General features: G+C 46.1%; 24 protein-coding genes and 1 other annotated feature. Of the genes, 22 read left to right on the forward strand and 2 right to left on the reverse strand.

Features of this window, described 5'->3' with window-relative positions:
- Window positions 1-7: 7 nt before the first annotated feature.
- The 18 genes from VQ00_RS03460 to pheA all read left to right on the forward strand — a co-directional run bounded on the left by VQ00_RS03460 (window position 8) and on the right by pheA (window position 12,478).
- The gene (locus tag VQ00_RS03460; protein ID WP_046178668.1) at window positions 8-418 is read left to right on the forward strand and encodes a type II secretion system protein; all 411 of its coding nucleotides are present in this window, start codon (window positions 8-10) and stop codon (window positions 416-418) included.
- 71 nt (window positions 419-489) lie between these two features.
- A complete protein-coding gene (locus VQ00_RS03465; RefSeq protein WP_046178669.1) occupies window positions 490-1,047 on the forward strand; it encodes an SPOR domain-containing protein in 558 nt (185 codons plus the stop codon).
- A gap of 111 nt (window positions 1,048-1,158) precedes the next feature.
- A complete protein-coding gene (locus VQ00_RS03470; protein WP_046178670.1) occupies window positions 1,159-1,743 on the forward strand; it encodes a Maf family protein in 585 nt (194 codons plus the stop codon).
- Window positions 1,744-1,764: 21 nt separating this feature from the next.
- Entirely contained in the window at window positions 1,765-2,472 is a 708-nt protein-coding gene (gene radC / locus VQ00_RS03475) for a RadC family protein (RefSeq protein WP_046178671.1), read from the forward strand.
- Between the two features lie 134 nt (window positions 2,473-2,606).
- Window positions 2,607-3,617: a rod shape-determining protein gene (locus VQ00_RS03480; protein ID WP_046178672.1), complete on the forward strand. Its 1,011-nt coding sequence runs from the start codon at window positions 2,607-2,609 to the stop codon at window positions 3,615-3,617.
- 103 nt (window positions 3,618-3,720) lie between these two features.
- Window positions 3,721-4,614 carry a rod shape-determining protein MreC gene (mreC, locus tag VQ00_RS03485; RefSeq protein WP_046178673.1) on the forward strand — a complete coding sequence of 298 codons (894 nt, stop codon included), beginning with the start codon at window positions 3,721-3,723 and terminating at the stop codon, window positions 4,612-4,614.
- Window positions 4,611-5,123: a rod shape-determining protein MreD gene (gene mreD / locus VQ00_RS03490; RefSeq protein WP_046178674.1), complete on the forward strand. Its 513-nt coding sequence runs from the start codon at window positions 4,611-4,613 to the stop codon at window positions 5,121-5,123. Before mreC ends, mreD begins: the two co-directional genes overlap by 4 nt.
- Before the next feature lie 66 nt (window positions 5,124-5,189).
- On the forward strand, window positions 5,190-5,867 hold the full coding sequence (gene minC, locus VQ00_RS03495) for a septum site-determining protein MinC (protein WP_046178675.1): 678 nt from the start codon (window positions 5,190-5,192) through the stop codon (window positions 5,865-5,867).
- 1 nt (window position 5,868) lies between these two features.
- The gene (minD, locus tag VQ00_RS03500) at window positions 5,869-6,675 is read left to right on the forward strand and encodes a septum site-determining protein MinD (RefSeq protein WP_046178676.1); all 807 of its coding nucleotides are present in this window, start codon (window positions 5,869-5,871) and stop codon (window positions 6,673-6,675) included.
- A gap of 71 nt (window positions 6,676-6,746) precedes the next feature.
- Window positions 6,747-7,184: a hypothetical protein gene (locus tag VQ00_RS03505; RefSeq protein WP_046178677.1), complete on the forward strand. Its 438-nt coding sequence runs from the start codon at window positions 6,747-6,749 to the stop codon at window positions 7,182-7,184.
- Entirely contained in the window at window positions 7,177-7,998 is an 822-nt protein-coding gene (locus tag VQ00_RS03510) for a site-2 protease family protein (RefSeq protein WP_046178678.1), read from the forward strand. The genes VQ00_RS03505 and VQ00_RS03510 overlap by 8 nt, the downstream gene beginning before the upstream one ends.
- 47 nt (window positions 7,999-8,045) lie before the next feature.
- Window positions 8,046-8,119 (forward strand) — a sequence feature (ribosomal protein L21 leader region).
- 12 nt (window positions 8,120-8,131) lie between these two features.
- Entirely contained in the window at window positions 8,132-8,440 is a 309-nt protein-coding gene (rplU, locus tag VQ00_RS03515; RefSeq protein WP_046178679.1) for a 50S ribosomal protein L21, read from the forward strand.
- Window positions 8,441-8,452: 12 nt separating this feature from the next.
- Entirely contained in the window at window positions 8,453-8,785 is a 333-nt protein-coding gene (locus VQ00_RS03520; RefSeq protein WP_046178680.1) for a ribosomal-processing cysteine protease Prp, read from the forward strand.
- Between the two features lie 13 nt (window positions 8,786-8,798).
- Window positions 8,799-9,083 carry a 50S ribosomal protein L27 gene (gene rpmA, locus VQ00_RS03525; RefSeq protein WP_046178681.1) on the forward strand — a complete coding sequence of 95 codons (285 nt, stop codon included), beginning with the start codon at window positions 8,799-8,801 and terminating at the stop codon, window positions 9,081-9,083.
- A gap of 163 nt (window positions 9,084-9,246) precedes the next feature.
- Complete coding sequence (locus tag VQ00_RS17635; RefSeq protein ID WP_052728309.1) at window positions 9,247-9,783, forward strand: Spo0B C-terminal domain-containing protein; 537 nt, start codon at window positions 9,247-9,249, stop codon at window positions 9,781-9,783.
- Between the two features lie 14 nt (window positions 9,784-9,797).
- Window positions 9,798-11,087, forward strand: coding sequence for a GTPase ObgE (obgE, locus tag VQ00_RS03535; protein WP_046178682.1), 1,290 nt, complete (start codon window positions 9,798-9,800; stop codon window positions 11,085-11,087).
- 32 nt (window positions 11,088-11,119) lie between these two features.
- Window positions 11,120-11,575 carry an ACT domain-containing protein gene (locus tag VQ00_RS03540; RefSeq protein ID WP_046178683.1) on the forward strand — a complete coding sequence of 152 codons (456 nt, stop codon included), beginning with the start codon at window positions 11,120-11,122 and terminating at the stop codon, window positions 11,573-11,575.
- A gap of 33 nt (window positions 11,576-11,608) precedes the next feature.
- Window positions 11,609-12,478 (forward strand): prephenate dehydratase, encoded by an 870-nt coding sequence (gene pheA / locus VQ00_RS03545; protein WP_046178684.1) that lies wholly within the window; start codon window positions 11,609-11,611, stop codon window positions 12,476-12,478.
- Window positions 12,479-12,514: 36 nt separating this feature from the next.
- Here the strand turns inward: pheA and VQ00_RS03550 are convergent, their stop codons facing one another.
- Both VQ00_RS03550 and VQ00_RS03555 read right to left on the reverse strand, forming a co-directional pair.
- The gene (locus VQ00_RS03550; RefSeq protein WP_046178685.1) at window positions 12,515-13,048 is read right to left on the reverse strand and encodes a transcription repressor NadR; all 534 of its coding nucleotides are present in this window, start codon (window positions 13,046-13,048) and stop codon (window positions 12,515-12,517) included.
- A gap of 22 nt (window positions 13,049-13,070) precedes the next feature.
- Window positions 13,071-14,174 carry an IscS subfamily cysteine desulfurase gene (locus VQ00_RS03555; RefSeq protein WP_342666990.1) on the reverse strand — a complete coding sequence of 368 codons (1,104 nt, stop codon included), beginning with the start codon at window positions 14,172-14,174 and terminating at the stop codon, window positions 13,071-13,073.
- A gap of 94 nt (window positions 14,175-14,268) precedes the next feature.
- Between VQ00_RS03555 and nadB the strand changes: the two genes are divergently transcribed.
- The 4 genes from nadB to safA all read left to right on the forward strand — a co-directional run bounded on the left by nadB (window position 14,269) and on the right by safA (window position 18,374).
- Window positions 14,269-15,858 (forward strand): L-aspartate oxidase, encoded by a 1,590-nt coding sequence (gene nadB / locus VQ00_RS03560; protein ID WP_245618004.1) that lies wholly within the window; start codon window positions 14,269-14,271, stop codon window positions 15,856-15,858.
- Complete coding sequence (gene nadC / locus VQ00_RS03565) at window positions 15,812-16,672, forward strand: carboxylating nicotinate-nucleotide diphosphorylase (protein WP_046178687.1); 861 nt, start codon at window positions 15,812-15,814, stop codon at window positions 16,670-16,672. The genes nadB and nadC overlap by 47 nt, the downstream gene beginning before the upstream one ends.
- Window positions 16,659-17,759, forward strand: a complete 1,101-nt coding sequence (gene nadA, locus VQ00_RS03570) for a quinolinate synthase NadA (RefSeq protein ID WP_046178688.1) — start codon at window positions 16,659-16,661, stop codon at window positions 17,757-17,759. Before nadC ends, nadA begins: the two co-directional genes overlap by 14 nt.
- A 63-nt stretch (window positions 17,760-17,822) precedes the next feature.
- Window positions 17,823-18,374, forward strand: a complete 552-nt coding sequence (gene safA, locus VQ00_RS03575) for a SafA/ExsA family spore coat assembly protein (RefSeq protein ID WP_052728310.1) — start codon at window positions 17,823-17,825, stop codon at window positions 18,372-18,374.
- The last annotated feature ends 69 nt before the right edge of the window (window positions 18,375-18,443 follow it).

Here is an 18,443-nt window from a genome sequence, read left to right on the forward strand (position 1 = left end):
CATACAGATGAATGAAAAAGGCTACACACTCATTGAACTGCTTGCTGTTGTTGTGATCCTGGCCATTATTTCTGCGATAGCGGTTGCCGGCATCGGGCGGTTAATCGAACAGTCAAGAGAGCGTGGATTTGTTACCCAGGCACTTCACTTAAAAGAAGCTGCGAATTTATTTATCACGAATTCACGGGTGGACAATCCAGATTCTATTCCAGAGAAAGTGACCTATAAAACGCTGTACGAAAAAGGATTTATTGAAAAAGTGACGGATCCTTTCACTGATAATGAACTTGACCCTAAGAAAAACGAAACATACGTGGATATGTATTCTAACGGTTCAGTAAAAGTGGTTTGTTTGAAAGGGGAGCAAAAAACACTTTGTCAGAGCACGTCAAATCTTACTGTGGACAAGATCGAGTAGAACAATGCGCAACTGCGTTTTGTTCTTTTTTTTCGATAATCCCGTATACATAACGATGAGGAGGGATGCGTGTGCACGAGCCGGACTGGACGCGACAAAACAGTGATGTACTCGTCTGGCGGCTGCCGGACGAGGAAGAAACGGTCATACCGAAAAAAAAGCCGACCCTAAAAGCGGCAGCGGGCTTGCTGATCATTATTTCAGCTCTTTTAACGGGCAGTGTGTTTGGACTGTTGATGATGAGCGCTGTCCCGGAACAAACGGAGACAAAAGCGGCACCGGCGATGAACAGCTCCACAGAACAAACAGCTGCACCAGTTGAAAAAACAGTCCCGCTGTTTGTCATTCAAGGGGGTCTTTTTTCAACGGAAGAATCAGCAGCGAAAGCCGTTTCGTCTTCGGGAGAGCCGGCGGCGGTTATTTCATCTGAAAATCAATACAGCATGATTTACGGCGCTTTTTTAACAAAAACTGAAGCAGACGAAGCGGAACAAAGCCTTGAATCAAGGGGTACAGCTGCATACGTAAAAGAAACAAAAGTTCTATTATCCAGTGAAGAAGAAGAGACATTGAAAAAAGCGGCTGACTCGCAGCAGCTAGATAAAATCGTCTCCATTCTTTCGCCGTAACCTGCCAAAATCCGGCAGGTTTTTATTTGTTCATTGCAGAATTGTCTGTTATGATAAACGCGTAACTCCCTAGTTCTCTATATATCCATTTGAAAAGAAAGGTGATCCTCTTTGACCCACATTATTTTGGCTTCATCATCGCCCCGCAGAAAAGAATTGCTTTCTCAGGTATTCATTCCATTTACGGTTCAAGCTGCACACGCGGATGAAACGATTGCACCCGGAACGCATCCGGCAGCGGCTGTTGAGCAGCTTGCGGTGAAAAAAGCGGCAGCGGTTTTCTCTGAACGTCCTGACGCTGCTGTCATCGGTGCAGATACAGTCGTCGTTTCAAACGGCCGCATTCTGGGGAAACCGAAAACAGAACTTGAAGCAATGCAGATGCTTTCTTCATTATCCGGCGGCACCCACGCTGTTTACACCGGTGTCGCGATCATGTCAAAGAATGAAAAAATTGTCTTTCATGAAAAGACGGACGTTGAGTTTTGGGAACTGACAAAAGCGGAGATGGCTGCCTATATTGAGACAGGCGAACCGTTTGACAAAGCAGGTGGCTATGGCATTCAATCGGCCGGCGCGCTTTTTGTCAAAGCGATTCATGGCGATTATTTTAATGTCGTCGGGCTACCGATTTCCTCTCTTTACCGCCGGCTGAGACAAATGGACCTTCTCACTGGCAGTTTTTCGTTCCGCTAATTTGAAAGGGGAATGGAACGAATGAGCCATGATAAAATTGCTGCACCTGCGCCAATGATGATCCGTGATGTCCCGCCACATGACCGCCCGCGTGAACGAATGATCGCGAGCGGTCCACATAGTTTATCCAACCACGAGCTCCTCGCGATTTTACTCCGGACCGGATCGAAAGAAGAATCGGTCCTGCAGTTATCCAACCGCATTTTAAATGAATTTGAAGGCCTTCGCCTGTTAAAAGACGCATCACTCGAAGAAATTACCTCTATTAAAGGCATCGGCAGCGCAAAAGCGATTCAGCTCATGGCGGCCGTTGAAATCGGCCGCCGCATTGAACGGTTGAAATATGACGAGCGTTTTATGATCCGCTCGCCGGAAGATGCGGCTAATTATATGATGGAAGAAATGCGCTTCTTAAGCCAGGAGCATTTTGTCGCACTTTATTTAAATACAAAAAATCAGGTTATGCACAAGCAGACGTTGTTTATCGGCAGCTTAAATGCATCGATTGTACATCCGCGTGAGGTATTTAAAGAAGCGTTTCGCCGTTCGGCAGCAAGCATTGTCTGCCTCCATAATCATCCGTCCGGAGACCCGGCACCAAGCCGTGAAGACATCGATGTGACGAAGCGTCTTGTCGAATGTGGAAAAATACTGGGCATTGATGTTCTCGACCATTTGATCATTGGAGAGAAGAAATATGTCAGCTTAAAAGAAAAAGGTTATTTATAACGCTATGCTTTTTTTTTTCGTTCCGCTATAATATAAGTTATGGTTTTTGAGAAGTTTTTCACACAATTTAATAGCCATTACTAGTGAAATGATCACGATAAAAAGGATCTATTGAGGAAAGGGAGATACACTACATGTTTGGAATTGGGAGCCGTGACTTAGGCATTGACCTTGGAACAGCGAATACACTTGTGTATGCAAAAGGAAAGGGAATTCTCGTACGAGAACCGTCTGTTGTTGCACTGCAAACAGACACAAAACAAATCGTCGCGGTCGGAAATGACGCGCGCAACATGATCGGCCGGACGCCGGGCAACATTATTGCCACCCGTCCAATGAAAGACGGCGTTATTGCCGACTATGAAACGACTGCAGTGATGATTAAATATTATATTAAGCAGGCGACAAAAGGATCATCCGGCTTCCTGTCAAGCAAGCCATACGTCATGGTATGTGTTCCATCGGGCATTACCGCGGTTGAACGCCGTGCGGTCATTGATGCTACGCGTCAAGCTGGCGCACGTGACGCATATCCAATTGAAGAGCCTTTTGCAGCGGCGATCGGTGCCAATCTTCCTGTTTGGGAACCGACGGGCAGCATGGTCGTGGACATTGGCGGCGGTACGACAGAAGTGGCGATTATTTCACTCGGAGGCATCGTAACAAGCGAATCACTTCGCATTGCGGGAGATGAAATGGATGATGCAATTATTGCGTATATCCGCAAGCAGTACAATTTGCTGATTGGTGATCGGACAGCAGAAACAATTAAAATGGAAATCGGTTCAGCAGGTGATGCAGACGAGATCCCGAACATGGAAATCCGCGGCCGTGATTTATTAACAGGGCTGCCAAAAACAATTGAGATTACGGCGCAGGAAATTGCGGATGCGCTAAAAGATACAGTGTACGCGATTGTTGATACAGTAAAAGGAACACTGGAGAAAACACCACCAGAACTTGCAGCGGATATTATGGACCGCGGCATCGTGTTAACAGGCGGTGGTGCGCTTTTGCGCAATTTGGACAAGGTGATCAGCACAGAAACAAACATGCCAGTCATCATTGCAGAAAATCCGCTGGACTGTGTAGCCATCGGAACAGGGCTTGCGCTTGATCATATTCATTTATTTAAAAACAAATAACAATTGACGATGAGGCCGGTTCTCCGTGCGTTGTGACCGGTTTTCCGGGGCGCGTTGAACCAGCCTCGCCGTTTTGAATGCTTAGAAAACTGAGGTGGGATTCATGCCGCAATTTTTTACAAACAAGCGGTTGATTATATTGCTCGGCAGTATCATTCTTCTTGTCGCCATGATTGGTTTTTCACTGCGGGATCGGGATAACATTACGTGGCCTGAAAAGTTTGTGAAAGATGTGACCGGGTTTGGCCAAAATATCGTGTCGAAGCCGGCGGGTGTTGTTGAATCTTTTTTTGATGATGTACGCAGGCTGCATCTTACATATGAAGAAAACGAAAAACTCCGCACACATTTAGAAGAGCTTGCCCAATTAGAAAGTGATGTAGCCCGTCTTGAAAAAGACAATGCAGAACTACGGAAAGTGCTCGAAAAAGAAAAAAGCCTTGCAGATTATGAGCCCGTACAAGCAACGGTTATCGCTCGCAATCCTGATCGGTGGTATGAGGTTATTACGATTGATCAAGGTGAATCAAACGGCATCGAACCAGACATGGCCGTGATGACTGCAAGCGGCTTAATCGGAAAAGTACAAAGTACGTCGAAATTTACGTCCACCGTACAGCTTTTGTCTGCTCGTGATTCACAAAATCGTGTGTCAGTGCTTATTCAAGGTAAAGCGACGATTTATGGGTTGATTGAAGGCTATGATGAAGAGAAAAAAATGCTTCAAATGACGAAAATACCATCCGATTCAAAGGTGACAAAAGGACAAGCCGTCACAACATCTGGTCTCGGCGGTGTTTTTCCGAAAGGACTGGTCATTGGAACAGTGACAGAGTTGGTCCCGGATGAATTCGGATTGACGCAAACGGCGCTTGTTCAGCCAGCCGCAAGCTTTTACGACCTTGAGCATGTGATGGTTTCCAAACGCGAAATGACGAGTATTTTGCCGGAAGAAGAGGATCGCCAGCAGGTGCTTATTGAGGAGGAAGGACTGTGAAAAAAGCGCTCCTTCCTCTTTTGGTAGTCGTCCTGTTTTATAGTGACAGTGTCTTTATGATCTTTTTTTCGGAACAGGCCTTTGATGGAGCTTATGTGCCGGTCCCGCGTTTCTTCTTCATAGGTCTTTTGTTTATGTCTGTTTTTTTTGACCGGAATACTGCAATAAAATATGGCTTTTTCTTCGGCTTTTTATTTGATATGTTTTATACAGGACTTCTCGGCGCTTATTTCTTTTTCTTGCCGCTCCTTGTCTACACAACATCTAAGCTGACGAAATGGCTTCACAGCACACTGCCTGTTTTTTTCGTTATTATCTTGTTTGACATTGCATTGCTTGAAATGATGATTTACGGGTTAAATGTGCTAGTGCAGCGGACAGCCCTTTCATTCGAGCAGTTTGCTTACGTGCGACTGCTGGCAACACTTGTCTTGAATGGCCTTTTTTACATCGTGTTCGCGATTCCGCTTCGAAATGCTTTTTTACGATTAAAAAAAGTGTTCGATTGATGTTGAAAAAAGGAATATGGAATAGCGCTGTCGAATATTGAGACGTACAGAGGTGGGATACTTTCTATGAAACAAAGTCAAAACGTCGTCATTAAAGGGACGAAAGACGGTCTGACTCTTCAATTGAACGATAAATGTGCGTATAATGAATTAATAGAAGAATTGACTGAAAAATTAGATGCCGTTACAAAAGAAGGCGGAGACGCGCTCATTACAGTCATTGTTCAAACGGGAAACCGGTATGTGGCTGAGGAGGAAAAAGAAGAGCTGCGTCAGCTGATCAGACAGCGCCGTCACTTAATCGTTGAAGACATTAAGTCAAACGTATTGACGATTGACGAAGCGGTACAGTGGAAAGAAGAAAATGAAATCGTTTCGTATGCTGGCCGTATTCGTTCCGGACAAGTGCTTGAAGTACCGGGTGACTTATTGTTAATTGGAGATGTAAACCCGGGTGGAACAGTGATGGCGGGCGGCAGCATCTTCGTAATGGGCGCACTGAAAGGCATGGCGCATGCGGGCTGTTACGGCAATGATTCAGCAATTATTGCAGCAGCAAAAATGATGCCGTCCCAACTGCGGATCAGCGATCATTTAACTCGTTCGCCAGACCGGTACGATGAAGAAGAGATAACAGAATCGGAATGTGCGTTTATTAACGAAGCACAACAATTGGTGATTGATCGGCTGCAAGTGCTGAAATATTTGCGGCCTGAGTTATCGACGTTTAAAGGGGGCTTTTGAAGTGGGTGAAGCAATCGTCATTACTTCTGGAAAAGGCGGTGTTGGTAAAACGACAACGACCGCCAATCTCGGTACAGCGCTTGCGCTGCAGGAGAAAAAAGTGTGTCTCGTTGACACAGACATCGGTCTTCGCAACCTCGATGTTGTCATGGGGCTTGAAAACCGCATTATTTACGACCTCGTCGATGTTGTAGAAGAACGGTGCAAAACACATCAGGCTCTCGTAAAGGACAAGCGTTTTAATGATCTTCTCTATTTGCTGCCAGCTGCCCAAACGACCGATAAGTCAGCCGTTACGCCTGAGCAGATGAAAAAATTGATTGATGAATTAAAGCAGGACTATGATTATATTTTAATTGACTGTCCAGCCGGAATTGAGCAGGGATATAAAAATGCGGTAGCAGGTGCAGACCGGGCTATCGTTGTCACCACCCCGGAGAAGTCGTCTGTTCGGGATGCGGATCGTGTTATTGGCCTTCTTGAAAAAGAAGAAGACATGGCACCACCGAAGCTTGTCGTCAATCGGATTCGCAGCCATATGGTGAGAGATGGAGATATGCTTGATGTCGATGAGGTGGCAGCCCATCTGTCCATTGAACTGATCGGTATTGTAGCAGATGATGATGAGGTCATTAAATCCTCCCATAATGGCGAGCCTGTGGCACATAATCCAAACAATCGCGCTTCGATTGCGTATCGGAACATTGCGCGCCGTATTTTGGGTGAGTCGGTTCCCCTTCAGCTGCTCGAACCGGAAAAAGACACATTTTTCACGAAATTTAAACGATTTATCGGCATGAGCCGGTAGCAAAAACCGCTTTTTTAAGCGGTTTTTTTCTATTTTTTCAGCATATACATAAACAGGCGGGAGGGATTCATATGCAAAAAAAAATCATCGCTTCTTTTTGTTTATTTGCTGTTGTTTATCTCAACCAGCATGCATCTCTTACCAAAACGATTTTTACAAACGATTTTTCATTTGCGTCTTTTGCCGCTGCTTATGAAGCGCGATTTGGCACACTTTTGCCGGCAATGAACCGGACAAGCATCGTCCCAGCCTCCTTTGTGAGTACAAACAGCCCGCTTGCTGCTGAAAAAGACGGCGTGGTTATACGAATTAATAATGAAAATATCTCCATTCAGCAGGACGACGGCACGGAAGTTGAAGTAAGCGGGCTGGAGCCGGATTCGTATCGGCTGTTTGAGCGAATTAAACAAGGAGAGCCGATCGGAACTCCTTCCGGCAGCATCATTGAATTCGTCGAACGAAAAAACGGTCAGACCATTTCATCAAGAAAAGTGAACGTGCATGAATAACGTGCGCATTCATCCATTAACCTGGCTGTTCGGGTCTGCTGCTGCTGCAACAGGACTTTTTTTAGAAGCAATATGCATCGGGCTTATTTTACTTATTCACGAACTGGGTCACGCGGGTGCTGCAAAAGCAATGGGCTGGCGCATTCAAAAAGTGGAGCTGCTCCCGTTTGGCGGCAAGCTGGAAACCGATGAGCATGCGGGCAGACCGCTTCTTGAAGAATGGCTCGTTGTATTAGCCGGTCCATTTATGCATGTTCCAATGCTTGCGATAAGTTTTTTTTTTCTAAAAGCAGGATGGATGGATGCCGCTTTGTATGAATTGTTTTTTGAGCTAAATGCGGTCATCTTTTTGTTCAATCTATTGCCGGTGCTGCCACTTGATGGCGGCAAAATGGTCCAGCTTATTTTATGTGCGGTTCATCCTTATTTCATTGCATATAAGCAATCCATTTTTCTGTCATTTGCCGTCCTTCTTTTTGTAATGGGTACAGCGGTGATCACACTTCCATTTTATTTGCAGCTGCTTTTAACTGTTTCCTATATTGCCGTTCAGCTTCTAGTCATGTGGAAAGAAAGAGAAGTCATGTTCATCCGTTTTTTAACCGCCCGTTTTTATGATCCGGTGTCTATGCGCTTGCTGGCCCTGCCTCTTCTAAAAACGGACCGCCTCCTTGATGCTGTCCGATTATTTAGAAGAAACCGGACACACCAGTTTCATGTGAACGGGCACGATGAACTGACAGAAGAGCAGCTTCTTCATTCTTTTTTTGAAGGCAAGAAAGACGTTCAGGATATGTTTGAAAATATTGATTGACACTGATATTGAAAGGTGATAGAATTCATATGTTATTGTTTGTAGCACCCGTGCTACAACCGCACACAGCAGGTTTAAGCATCGATAGATCACCTGTCACGTGGCGAGTCTGAGTAAACAGGGAGGTGCAGAAATGTACGCAATTATTGAAACAGGCGGCAAGCAGGTTAAAGTTGAAGAAGGTCAAGCAATCTACATCGAAAAATTGAACACACAAGACGGTGACACTGTCACGTTTGATAAAGTTCTTTTCGTTGGCGGCGACGACGTGAAAGTCGGCAGCCCAATCGTAGAAGGTGCAACCGTAACGGCGAAGGTCGAAAAGCAAGGACGTGCGAAGAAAATCGTCGTTTTTAAATTTAAAGCGAAGAAAAACTACCGCAAAAAGCAAGGACACCGTCAGCCTTATACAAAAGTAGTCATTGAAAAAATCAACGCGTAAGGCGATGATCCAATGATTTATGTAGATATTAAAAAAGACACATCCGGCTTGATTACATCGTTTACAATGGAAGGCCATGCCGGATTTGATGACAGCGGCAAAGACTTGGTTTGTGCGGGTGCTTCCGCAGTTTCGTTCGGTTCGCTGAATGCAGTGATGGCACTGACCGGTATTACGCCTGAAATTGATCAGGGGGAAGACGGCGGCCTGCTTTCCTGCCGTGTGCCGGATGGACTGCCAGCAGACAAGCGCGATCAGGTTCAGCTTTTATTAGAAGGTATGGTTGTCTCACTGCAGACGATTGAGGAAGAGTACGGACAGTATATTCAAATAAACATCCTATAGGAGGTGAAAACACATGTTGAAATTGAATCTTCAATTTTTCGCATCCAAAAAAGGTGTAGGTTCTACACGTAATGGACGTGACTCTGAGTCGAAACGTCTTGGCGCTAAGCGTGCAGATGGCCAGTTCGTAACAGGTGGATCTATCCTTTACCGTCAACGCGGAACAAAAATTCACCCAGGTGAAAATGTAGGCCGTGGCGGCGATGATACATTGTTTGCGAAAACAGATGGTATCGTACGTTTCGAACGCGTTGGACGCGATCGTAAAAAAGTAAGTGTTTATCCTGCTGCTCAATAAGCAGATAGGCGAATGGAGGCGTTCTGAAAGTCAACCTTTCGGAGCGCCTCTATTTTTTTTGTGTACGGCCGATTATCTTTCCCGTTCAAATGCTGTATTTTTCTGCTATACTAACAAGAAGGAATGTAACGTTCGGGAATGAGCAGGAGGTGTGATCAGCTAGGTGGAAAAGGGAGAATGGACTGTAGTAAAAACGCTCCGTCATGCGCGTCATGACTGGATGAACGACATACAGATCGTGAAAGGGTATCTCGCCTTGAATAACCTTGATGAAGCAGCCAGGGCAGCAGATCATATTATTGTGAAGGCCGTGCAGGAATCAAGGTTGTGCAATCTTGGCATGCCGGGGATGGCGGAGCTGTTTATGACGTTCAATTGGTCGCAGCATCGATTTCGGCTTGAGTATGAGCTTGATGATGGCATTAAAACAGGGTCGGCGGATGACCAAAAAGCGCTCAGCTTTTTTAGCCGATTGTTTTCGTTGCTGGAGCAGCATATAAAGGACTACAATGGACATGAATTATTTGTGCACTTTTCAGAAAAAGAAGAATGTCTTTTTGTACGAATGGAATGGATGGGAGACGTGGCAAACCGCCCATTGCTGCTAGACAAAATAAATGAAATCCCGAAAGAACTACAGCTGAAATGTGCTGTGTTGGAAACGGGTTGTCAGGATATACTAATGGAAGTGACATTTTAGGAGGAACAGACAATATGTTTGTAGATCAGGCTAAGATATATGTTAAAGGCGGCGACGGCGGAAATGGCATGGTTGCGTTTCGCCGTGAAAAGTATGTGCCGAACGGCGGTCCTGCGGGCGGCGATGGTGGAAATGGCGCGAATGTTGTGTTTGAAGTGGAAGAAGGGCTTCGCACTCTAATGGATTTTCGTTACCAGCGTCATTTTAAAGCACCGCGCGGCGAGCATGGCATGAGCAAAAGCATGCACGGACGCAATTCAAAAGACATGATCGTTAAAGTGCCTCCTGGTACTATTGTGACAGATGACGAAACAGGCGAAGTGATTGGGGATCTTGTCGAGCATGGGCAGCAGGCGATTATTGCACGCGGCGGCCGCGGCGGCCGTGGAAACAGCCGATTTGCGACACCTGCTAATCCAGCGCCGGAAATCTCTGAAAATGGGGAACCGGGCATGGAGCGCAATATAACATTGGAATTAAAGCTATTAGCGGATGTTGGTCTTGTCGGTTTCCCAAGCGTCGGAAAGTCGACACTTCTCTCTGTTATTACAGCGGCTAAGCCTAAAATTGCTGCATATCATTTTACGACACTTGTGCCGAATCTTGGCATGGTGGAAACAGAAGATGGCCGAAGCTTTGTCATGGCTGACCTGCCGGGGTTGATTGAAGGTGCGCATGAAGGAACAGGACTTGGACACCAATTTTTGCGTCACATCGAGCGTACACGCGTTATTGTTCATGTGCTTGATATGTCTGGGATGGAAGGGCGCGATCCATATGAGGATTACGTCACGATTAACAATGAACTGAAAGAGTATAATCTCCGGCTGACAGAGCGTCCGGAAATTATCGTCGCGAATAAAATGGACATGCCGGAAGCGGAAGAACATTTAAACGCGTTCAAAGAAAAAGTGGGCGCCGATGCGGTTATTTTTCCGATTTCTGCGTTAACACAAAGCGGCCTGCGTGATTTATTGTTTGCGATTGCTGACAAAATCGAAGAAACGCCGGAATTCCCGCTTGACCATGAAGAAGAAGATTTGTCTGTTAACCGTGTTATGTACCGACATGAAAAACAAGCGGCTGAGTTTGTGATCACGCGTGGTTCGGACGGCGTGTTTGAACTAACAGGAAGCAAGATTGAAAAGCTGTTTAAAATGACGGACTTCTCACGGGAACCATCTGTTCAACGCTTTGCACGGCAGCTGCGTACAATGGGTGTGGATGAAGCGCTGCGCGCACGCGGCGCTGAAAACGGCGATATCGTTCGCCTGCTCGATTATGAATTTGAATTTGTCGAATAAAAGCTGGTGCGGCGGTTTTGAGGGGGAACGACATGGGGAAGAAAGAGCAAAATGAAAAATTTTATCTCGTCCGTGAAGATGTGCTTCCGGAAGCGATGAAAAAAACGCTTGATGCAAAAGAATTGATTGAACGGAAAAAAGCCGATTCTGTCTGGGAAGCGGTACAAAAAGTGGATTTAAGCCGCAGTGCTTTTTACAAATACCGCGACACGGTTTTTCCGTTCCACACGGTTGTCAAAGAGCGGATCATTACATTGTTTTTTCATCTGGAAGACCGATCGGGAACCCTGTCTGAACTGCTTGCTGTTGTGGCGGCCTGTGGTGGGAATATTCTGACGATTCATCAGACTATTCCGCTGCAGGGCCGCGCCAATGTGACGCTTTCGCTCAATGTCACCGGCATGAAAACCGGGTTGGACGAGCTTTTGTCCCGGCTAAAAAAACTAGAATTTGTCGATACGGTGGAAGTGCTCGGTTCGGGCGCGTAATCCGTTTGAATGAGAGAACAGGAGTGAACGGTTTTGAGGAAAATTGCTTTTTTAGGCCCTGCGGCGACATTTACCGATATTGCGGTGTCAGATGCATTCCCGAATGATCAGCGGATTCCGTGTGTGACCATTCCGGAATGCATGGATTATGTGCTCGAAGGAAAAGCGGATCTTGCGGTTGTACCAATTGAAAATGCGCTGGAAGGAACGGTCAATATGACCATTGATCATTTATTTCACGAAGCGAATTTAACCATTGTTGGTGAATTAACCGCACCTATTCAGCAGCACTTGCTCATCCATCCGGACAATGCACACAAATGGAAAGACGCAGCCCGTATTTTATCGCATCCGCACGCGATTGCGCAGTGCCACAAATTTTTGCACCGTCATTTTTACAGCGTTCCATCGCAACAGATGACATCCACTGCGGCGGCAGCCAAATATGTGAGTGAGCATCCGGAAGAATGCATTGCAGCGATTGCCAATTCGCTGTCGGCAGAGGAGTACGGCTTATTTATGGCAAAAGCAGATATTCATGATTATACCTTTAATCATACACGGTTTCTCGTTTTGTCTAAAACGCATGAAGAGCTGGCGTTTCCGCTTCCGCAAACGGGCGGCAAAACGACGATTGTCGTGACGCTTCCTACCGACCGTCCAGGAACACTTCATCAAGTGTTAGCTACATTTGCCTGGCGAAATCTGAACCTTGCGAAAATTGAATCGCGCCCATTAAAAACTGGTCTTGGCAATTATTTTTTCATTATCGATGTTGGGCAGCGCATCGACGATATTTTAGTGCCGGGTGCCTTTGCTGAAATGGAAGCGCTCGGCTGTAACGTGCAGGTGCTCGGCAGCTATTATGGGTATGAAGTCGGGCAGGCAGCAGAAAAAGCCTAAAAATAAAGAAGCGCCCCATAGGGGAGCTTCTTTTCGTTATTCAAGCAAAAAGCCGCCATGGCGAAGTGCTTGTTCTGCTTCATCGAGTGTGGCTGATTCTTTAGCAGACAGCGTGTGCAAATGAACGCCTTCTGTCAATTCGGATAAGTAAGCAGCATTTGTTTCGTTGATTTTCTCCAAAAATTGAAGGGCTTCTTTTCGGTTTGAAACCATAATCGATGCAGTCAAATCACCATATACCGGGTGTTCAATTCTCACATCTTTTACAAGAACGCCAAGATCGACGAGAAGCAACAGTTCCTCTTTCGTTTGATCCGGCGGGTGCGAGCAGGCCACAATCCTTTCCACATGGCCACTATCTTGAACATTCATATAAACATAGCCTTGACTCGTAGCCATAATCGGAACACCACGCGCTTTCAGCAATGTAATATCTCCCACAATAACCTGACGGCTGACATGGGCCCGTTCAGCCAGCTCATTTCCAGTCAGCGGCGTTTCCGCTGATTGAAGCCAGTGCAAAATCTGCTTACGCCGTTCTTCGCCGATTAATTTCTTTTTATCTACCATGATGCAATCCCTCCACCGGCTATCATAGCATATCCCCTTGCTCGGCAGCATGCAAAAGTGCCTTTCCAAGCTTTTTGACTTCGTCTTCTGTCGTTTCGGGTCCGAATGAAACGCGGAAAAACTGTCGTGCCTCTTCCATCGTCATGCCCATCGCCAGGGCAGCTTTCATACCGGATGCTGAAGATGCATCACAGGCACTCCCAGTTGAAATGTACATCTTTTGTGCATTTAAGGCGAGCATGACAAGCTGTCCTTCTATTCCAGGAATACACATTCCGATTACCCCAGGATATTGATTCGAATCATTCCCTTCGATCCACTTCACTGAAGATCCTTCCAGTTGTTCTTTTAACAAATGCCTCAAAGTCCAAAGTTTCTCCAATGAAGCAGCCTTTTTTGCCGCTTCCGCAAATGCGGCGATCGCCGGTGTATCAACTGTTCCTCCCCGGATGCCTTTCTCATGTGTCAATCCTGGAAAAACCGGTTTGGCTGCAATAAAAGGTGAAAGATACATTGCACCGCACCCTTTTGGACCGCCAATTTTGTGGGCGGAAAAGGTCATGGCATCCGCATTGATAGAATCGAGTGAAACTTTACCGAATGACTGAACACAGTCGGTATGAAAAAGAATGCCTCTTTTTTTTGCTTCGGCAGCTATTTGCGCAATGGGCTGGATTGTCCCGATTTCAGGATTAATATGCTGAATGGAGACAAGGACGGTATCAGGCCGGATGGCCGCTATGATCGATTCGGCTGTCACGATTCCATTCTCATTCAGCGGCATTTTTGTTATGTTAAACCCTTCGGTTTGAAGAACGGTCATCGCCGAGTGAACAGAAGTGTGTTCAGCCATTCCGGTAATAATATGTTTTTTCGGTTTGTTTCGTGCTAACGACAAAAGAGCCAAAATGTTTCCTTCCGTTCCGCTGCCGGTAAAATAGATGCCATCCTTTAAAACACCGGCCCGACTCGCAATTTCTGTCCGACACTGCTCCAGCAAGAGCGAAGCCCGTGTACCTTCATCGTGAGGGCTCGATGTATTTCCCGAAAAATGATGGACCGCTTCTATATAAATGTCAAGCGCTTCTTTTTTCATAGGAGAAGTAGCAGCATAGTCAAAATACAATATTATCCCTGCTCTCTTTATCTTAAATTTATTCTTGTCTTTCTTTTTATTTTATGTAAAGATAAGTGTCAAGACAACTGTAAAGTGGGGATGAGTGGTGAAAAAAATGCCAAGTGCTATCATCATTGGATCAGGAATCGCGGCATTACAAGCGGCGAGGCATTTAGCAGCGCATATGAATGTGATAGTCATCACAAAGACGGTGATGCGGCAAAGCAATTCTTATTTTGCACAGGGCGGCGTCGCAGCTGTTTTATCTCCACTGGATACGTATGAATCTCATATAAAAGACACTCTTGCTGCCGGAGAAATTCATCATGATCCGACAGCGGTAAAACAGCTTGTTATTGAAGGTGCAGCAGGTATGAATGAACTACTGGAAGAAGGATTTTTAGCGGATCGGCAGGAAAATGGCACATTGTCATTAGGACTCGAAGGTGCGCACAGCAGCCGGCGGATTGTGCATGCGGGCGGTGATGCCACTGGAAAGTGGGCGATTGAGCATTTTATATCGCACCTTCCAAGTCAAGTAGACATCCGTGAACATGAATTGGTTTTTGAGCTGATTGTTCAAAGTGGAGTGTGTACAGGTGTTAAAACAAAATCAAGGAATGGAAAAGTTCATCAATATAAAGCCGATCATGTTATTTTAGCGACGGGCGGAGCGGGCGCACTTTATTCGTTCACCTCAAATCAGGAGACAATTACAGGGGACGGAATTGCCCTTGCTTATCGTGCCGGCGCCGCTATTACGGACATGGAATTTGTTCAATTCCACCCGACTCTTCTTTATGTGAACGGGGAAACAAAAGGGTTGATCTCTGAAGCGGTGAGGGGGGCCGGCGCGGTATTGACAGATGGAGAAGGCGGGAAAATTATGCAAGGGGTTCATCCGCTTGGCGATTTGGCCCCCCGTCATGTAACGGCTTTTGAAATATATAAGGCTCGAAAAAGCGGCCGTGAGGTTTATCTTGATATATCCATGATTAAGGAATTTGAACAAGTCTTTCCAACGATTTCAGCTATCTGCTTTGAGCATGGCATTGATATAAAAAAAGGTCTTATTCCTGTCGCGCCTGGCAGTCATTTTTTAATGGGCGGAGTAAAAGCAGATACATCTGGACGCACATCGATGAAAGGATTGTATGCGATTGGTGAAACAGCCTGTACGGGCGTTCATGGAGCGAACCGGCTGGCAAGCAATTCACTGCTGGAAGGCATTGCTTTTGGAAAACGCTTTGCAAAAGCGATGATCGAGAGCGAAGAAGCAAGAGAAAAAGCTGGGCAGCCAGTTCCGTCAGCGGCTGCTGCTATTCCACCGCTCTTTGAGAAAAAAGAGCTGCAGTCGATGATGATGGAGTCAGGCGGTATTATTCGAACAAGCGAAAAACTACAAGCGCTTGCAAACTGTTTGCGGGAGGCAGCACAGGCAAAAGGAGACATCAGCCACTGGCCGGCTGAGAAAATAGAAAGCTTGTTTATGCATACGACAGCTTATTTGATTGCCATTTCTGCTCTTGTCAGAACGGAATCACGAGGTGCCCATATTCGGGCGGATCATCCATTAAAACAGGCTCAATGGGAGAAAACATGGATCGTATTTGAAAACGGACAATTGAATAAAAGGAGCGGAGAACATGAATGGAATCAAGCTGGACGAAGCGCTGAAAGCCTTTTTTATTGAAGATATTGGAGATAGAGACGTATCAGGGGAAAGTATTTTCTCGGAAAAGGAAACGGGAAGTTTTTCATTTTTTGCAAAAGAAGCCGGCATTTTTTGCGGGAAAATGATCATCGAAAGAGGGTTTCGGCTCATTGATGAACATGTCTCTGTTCATGTGCTGAAAGCAGATGGCGAAAGGGTTGAAGAAGGAGAATGTCTAGCCAAAATAGACGGGTCGTACCGGTCGCTTTTGGCTGGGGAACGGGTTATTTTAAATTTAGTTCAGCGCATGAGTGGCATTGCGACAGCAGCTGCGGCCGCTGTGAAAGAAACGGGAGGAACAGAAGCGAAAATATGCGATACGAGAAAAACCGTGCCCGGTCTTCGGATGCTTGAAAAGTATGCGGTCCGAACAGGTGGTGCTTATAATCACCGCACTGGCTTATACGATGCAGTGATGCTGAAAGACAATCATATTGCGTTCGCCGGAGGAATTAAACAGGCGGTGGAAAAAGCACGGAACGCTTGCGGCCATACAATGAAAATCGAAGTGGAAATTGAAACGAAAGAACAGCTCCAAGAAGCAGTTGAATCGGGGGCAGACATTATTATGTTTGATAATTGTACACCGGCTGACATTACAGCGTGGCTGCCGCTTGTGCCGGCTCATATTGCAACAGAAGCATCAGGCGGAATTACGCTCCAAAATATTCGCGACTATGCGTTAACAGGGATTGGGTGGATTTCGCTCGGAGCGTTAACACATTCAGTCAAAGCGCTTGATATTAGTGCAAGAGTAGAAATGAAAGGAGCGGTTTTACATGGCATTAACTGAATTGACAAAAGGAATGCTGCCAGATCAATACCGGCAAATGGAGCGCGCAGAAATGGAAGAGCGGGTTCGTGAGATTAAAAAGGAGCTTGGCACTGCTCTTTTTATTCCTGGACACCATTACCAAAAGGATGAAGTCATTCAATTCGCTGATGCGGTCGGCGATTCTCTTCAGCTGGCGCAAGTTTCAGCTGCGAACCGGCAGGCAGAGCACATCGTTTTTTGTGGGGTTCATTTTATGGCAGAAACAGCGGATATTTTAACAAGTGATAATCAGACTGTTTATTTACCCGATATGCGTGCGGGCTGTTCAATGGCGGATATGGCAGATATTTATCAGACAGAACGTGCATGGACAGCGCTGCAGGAACTGTTTGGTGATACAATCATTCCGCTCACGTACGTGAATTCAACAGCAGCCATTAAAGCGTTTACCGGGCGAAATGGCGGTTCATGTGTCACGTCATCAAATGCCCGGTCAATGGTTGAATGGGCGTTTACGGAAAAGCCCCGTATCTTATTTTTGCCTGATCAGCATCTCGGGCGCAATACAGCGTATGACATTGGGGTGCCGCTTGAACATATGGCCGTTTGGAATCCGATTATCGACACGCTCGAGTTTGGGGGGAGCCTTGATGACGTCCAGGTTATTTTATGGAAAGGGCACTGCTCAGTTCATGAAAATTTCACCACAGCAAATATTGAAGAACTGCGCCGCACAAGACCAGATATGAAGATCATTGTTCATCCTGAATGCCGGCGGGAAGTCGTCGCAGTTTCCAATGACAATGGATCAACAAAATATATAATCGATACAATTGAAAAAGCAGAGTCAGGCACTTCCTGGGCAATTGGGACGGAAATGAATCTCGTTAAGCGCATTATTCAGCAACACCCGGATAAAGATATCATATCGCTCAATCCAAATATGTGCCCATGCTTGACGATGAATCGGATTGATCTGCCTCACTTGCTTTGGTCGCTTGAAGCGATCAGGGAAGGCGAGTCGGGCAATATCATTCACGTCGACGAAGGTACTGCGGCAGAAGCAAAGCTGTCACTTGACCGAATGCTGGCACGAGCTACCTAGTTTTTCGCACACAGGCACACTAGGCGCATACAATATGGGGAATGATCATTGAGGAGGGACACAATGAAGATCCATATTGTGCAGCGCGGTGATACGCTTTGGTCGATTGCTGAAAAACATCAAGTGTCGTTAGAGGAAGTTAAGAAACTGAATGCTCATTTGGCCAATCCGGAGATGATCGTCCCAGGCATGAAAATTAAACTGCCGGATACGACGATGCCGATTGAGAAAGACCATCCATATGCGAATAACAAGCCATTCGCAAGCCCGCCGAAGATGGAAGAAGTAAAAGAAATGGAAGAAGTAGAGGAACAGGAATTCACGATGCCGGAAAATTGGATGACAGAACCTGTTCCGGCTCCACAGCAGATGGAACAAGACATGATGATGCATTGCCCACCAATGCCGTGTTATTTTTTCCCGGTCCCTTTTCCAATGCCCTATATGCCACATATGATGCCGGAAGCGGAAAGACAGGAAGAAGCTGAATTTCCTAATATGATGCCACATATGCAACCCACGCCGCATATGCCACACATGATGCCGGAAGCGGAAGGGCAGGGAGAAGCTGAATTTCCTAATATGATGCCGCGGTGCCCATATTGTCATCGTTAATTAAAAAGAAATAAGACGTGAGACGTGCCTTGCACGTCTTTTTTGTGTGTGAATAACAGGCGTATTCTT

Source organism: Domibacillus tundrae, assembly GCF_000970675.1.
GTDB classification, from domain to species: domain Bacteria; phylum Bacillota; class Bacilli; order Bacillales; family Domibacillaceae; genus Domibacillus; species Domibacillus tundrae.

Coding starts and splice junctions, on each gene's coding strand:
- VQ00_RS03460 (WP_046178668.1), top strand. CDS start 8: ATGAATGAAAAAGGCTACACACTCATTGAACTGCTTGCTGTTGTTGTG.
- radC (WP_046178671.1), top strand. CDS start 1,765: ATGAGCCATGATAAAATTGCTGCACCTGCGCCAATGATGATCCGTGAT.
- VQ00_RS03480 (WP_046178672.1), top strand. CDS start 2,607: ATGTTTGGAATTGGGAGCCGTGACTTAGGCATTGACCTTGGAACAGCG.
- mreC (WP_046178673.1), top strand. CDS start 3,721: ATGCCGCAATTTTTTACAAACAAGCGGTTGATTATATTGCTCGGCAGT.
- minC (WP_046178675.1), top strand. CDS start 5,190: ATGAAACAAAGTCAAAACGTCGTCATTAAAGGGACGAAAGACGGTCTG.
- VQ00_RS03505 (WP_046178677.1), top strand. CDS start 6,747: ATGCAAAAAAAAATCATCGCTTCTTTTTGTTTATTTGCTGTTGTTTAT.
- VQ00_RS03510 (WP_046178678.1), top strand. CDS start 7,177: ATGAATAACGTGCGCATTCATCCATTAACCTGGCTGTTCGGGTCTGCT.
- rplU (WP_046178679.1), top strand. CDS start 8,132: ATGTACGCAATTATTGAAACAGGCGGCAAGCAGGTTAAAGTTGAAGAA.
- VQ00_RS03520 (WP_046178680.1), top strand. CDS start 8,453: ATGATTTATGTAGATATTAAAAAAGACACATCCGGCTTGATTACATCG.
- rpmA (WP_046178681.1), top strand. CDS start 8,799: ATGTTGAAATTGAATCTTCAATTTTTCGCATCCAAAAAAGGTGTAGGT.
- obgE (WP_046178682.1), top strand. CDS start 9,798: ATGTTTGTAGATCAGGCTAAGATATATGTTAAAGGCGGCGACGGCGGA.
- VQ00_RS03540 (WP_046178683.1), top strand. CDS start 11,120: ATGGGGAAGAAAGAGCAAAATGAAAAATTTTATCTCGTCCGTGAAGAT.
- VQ00_RS03550 (WP_046178685.1), bottom strand. CDS start 13,048: ATGGTAGATAAAAAGAAATTAATCGGCGAAGAACGGCGTAAGCAGATT.
- nadC (WP_046178687.1), top strand. CDS start 15,812: ATGAATGGAATCAAGCTGGACGAAGCGCTGAAAGCCTTTTTTATTGAA.
- nadA (WP_046178688.1), top strand. CDS start 16,659: ATGGCATTAACTGAATTGACAAAAGGAATGCTGCCAGATCAATACCGG.
- safA (WP_052728310.1), top strand. CDS start 17,823: ATGAAGATCCATATTGTGCAGCGCGGTGATACGCTTTGGTCGATTGCT.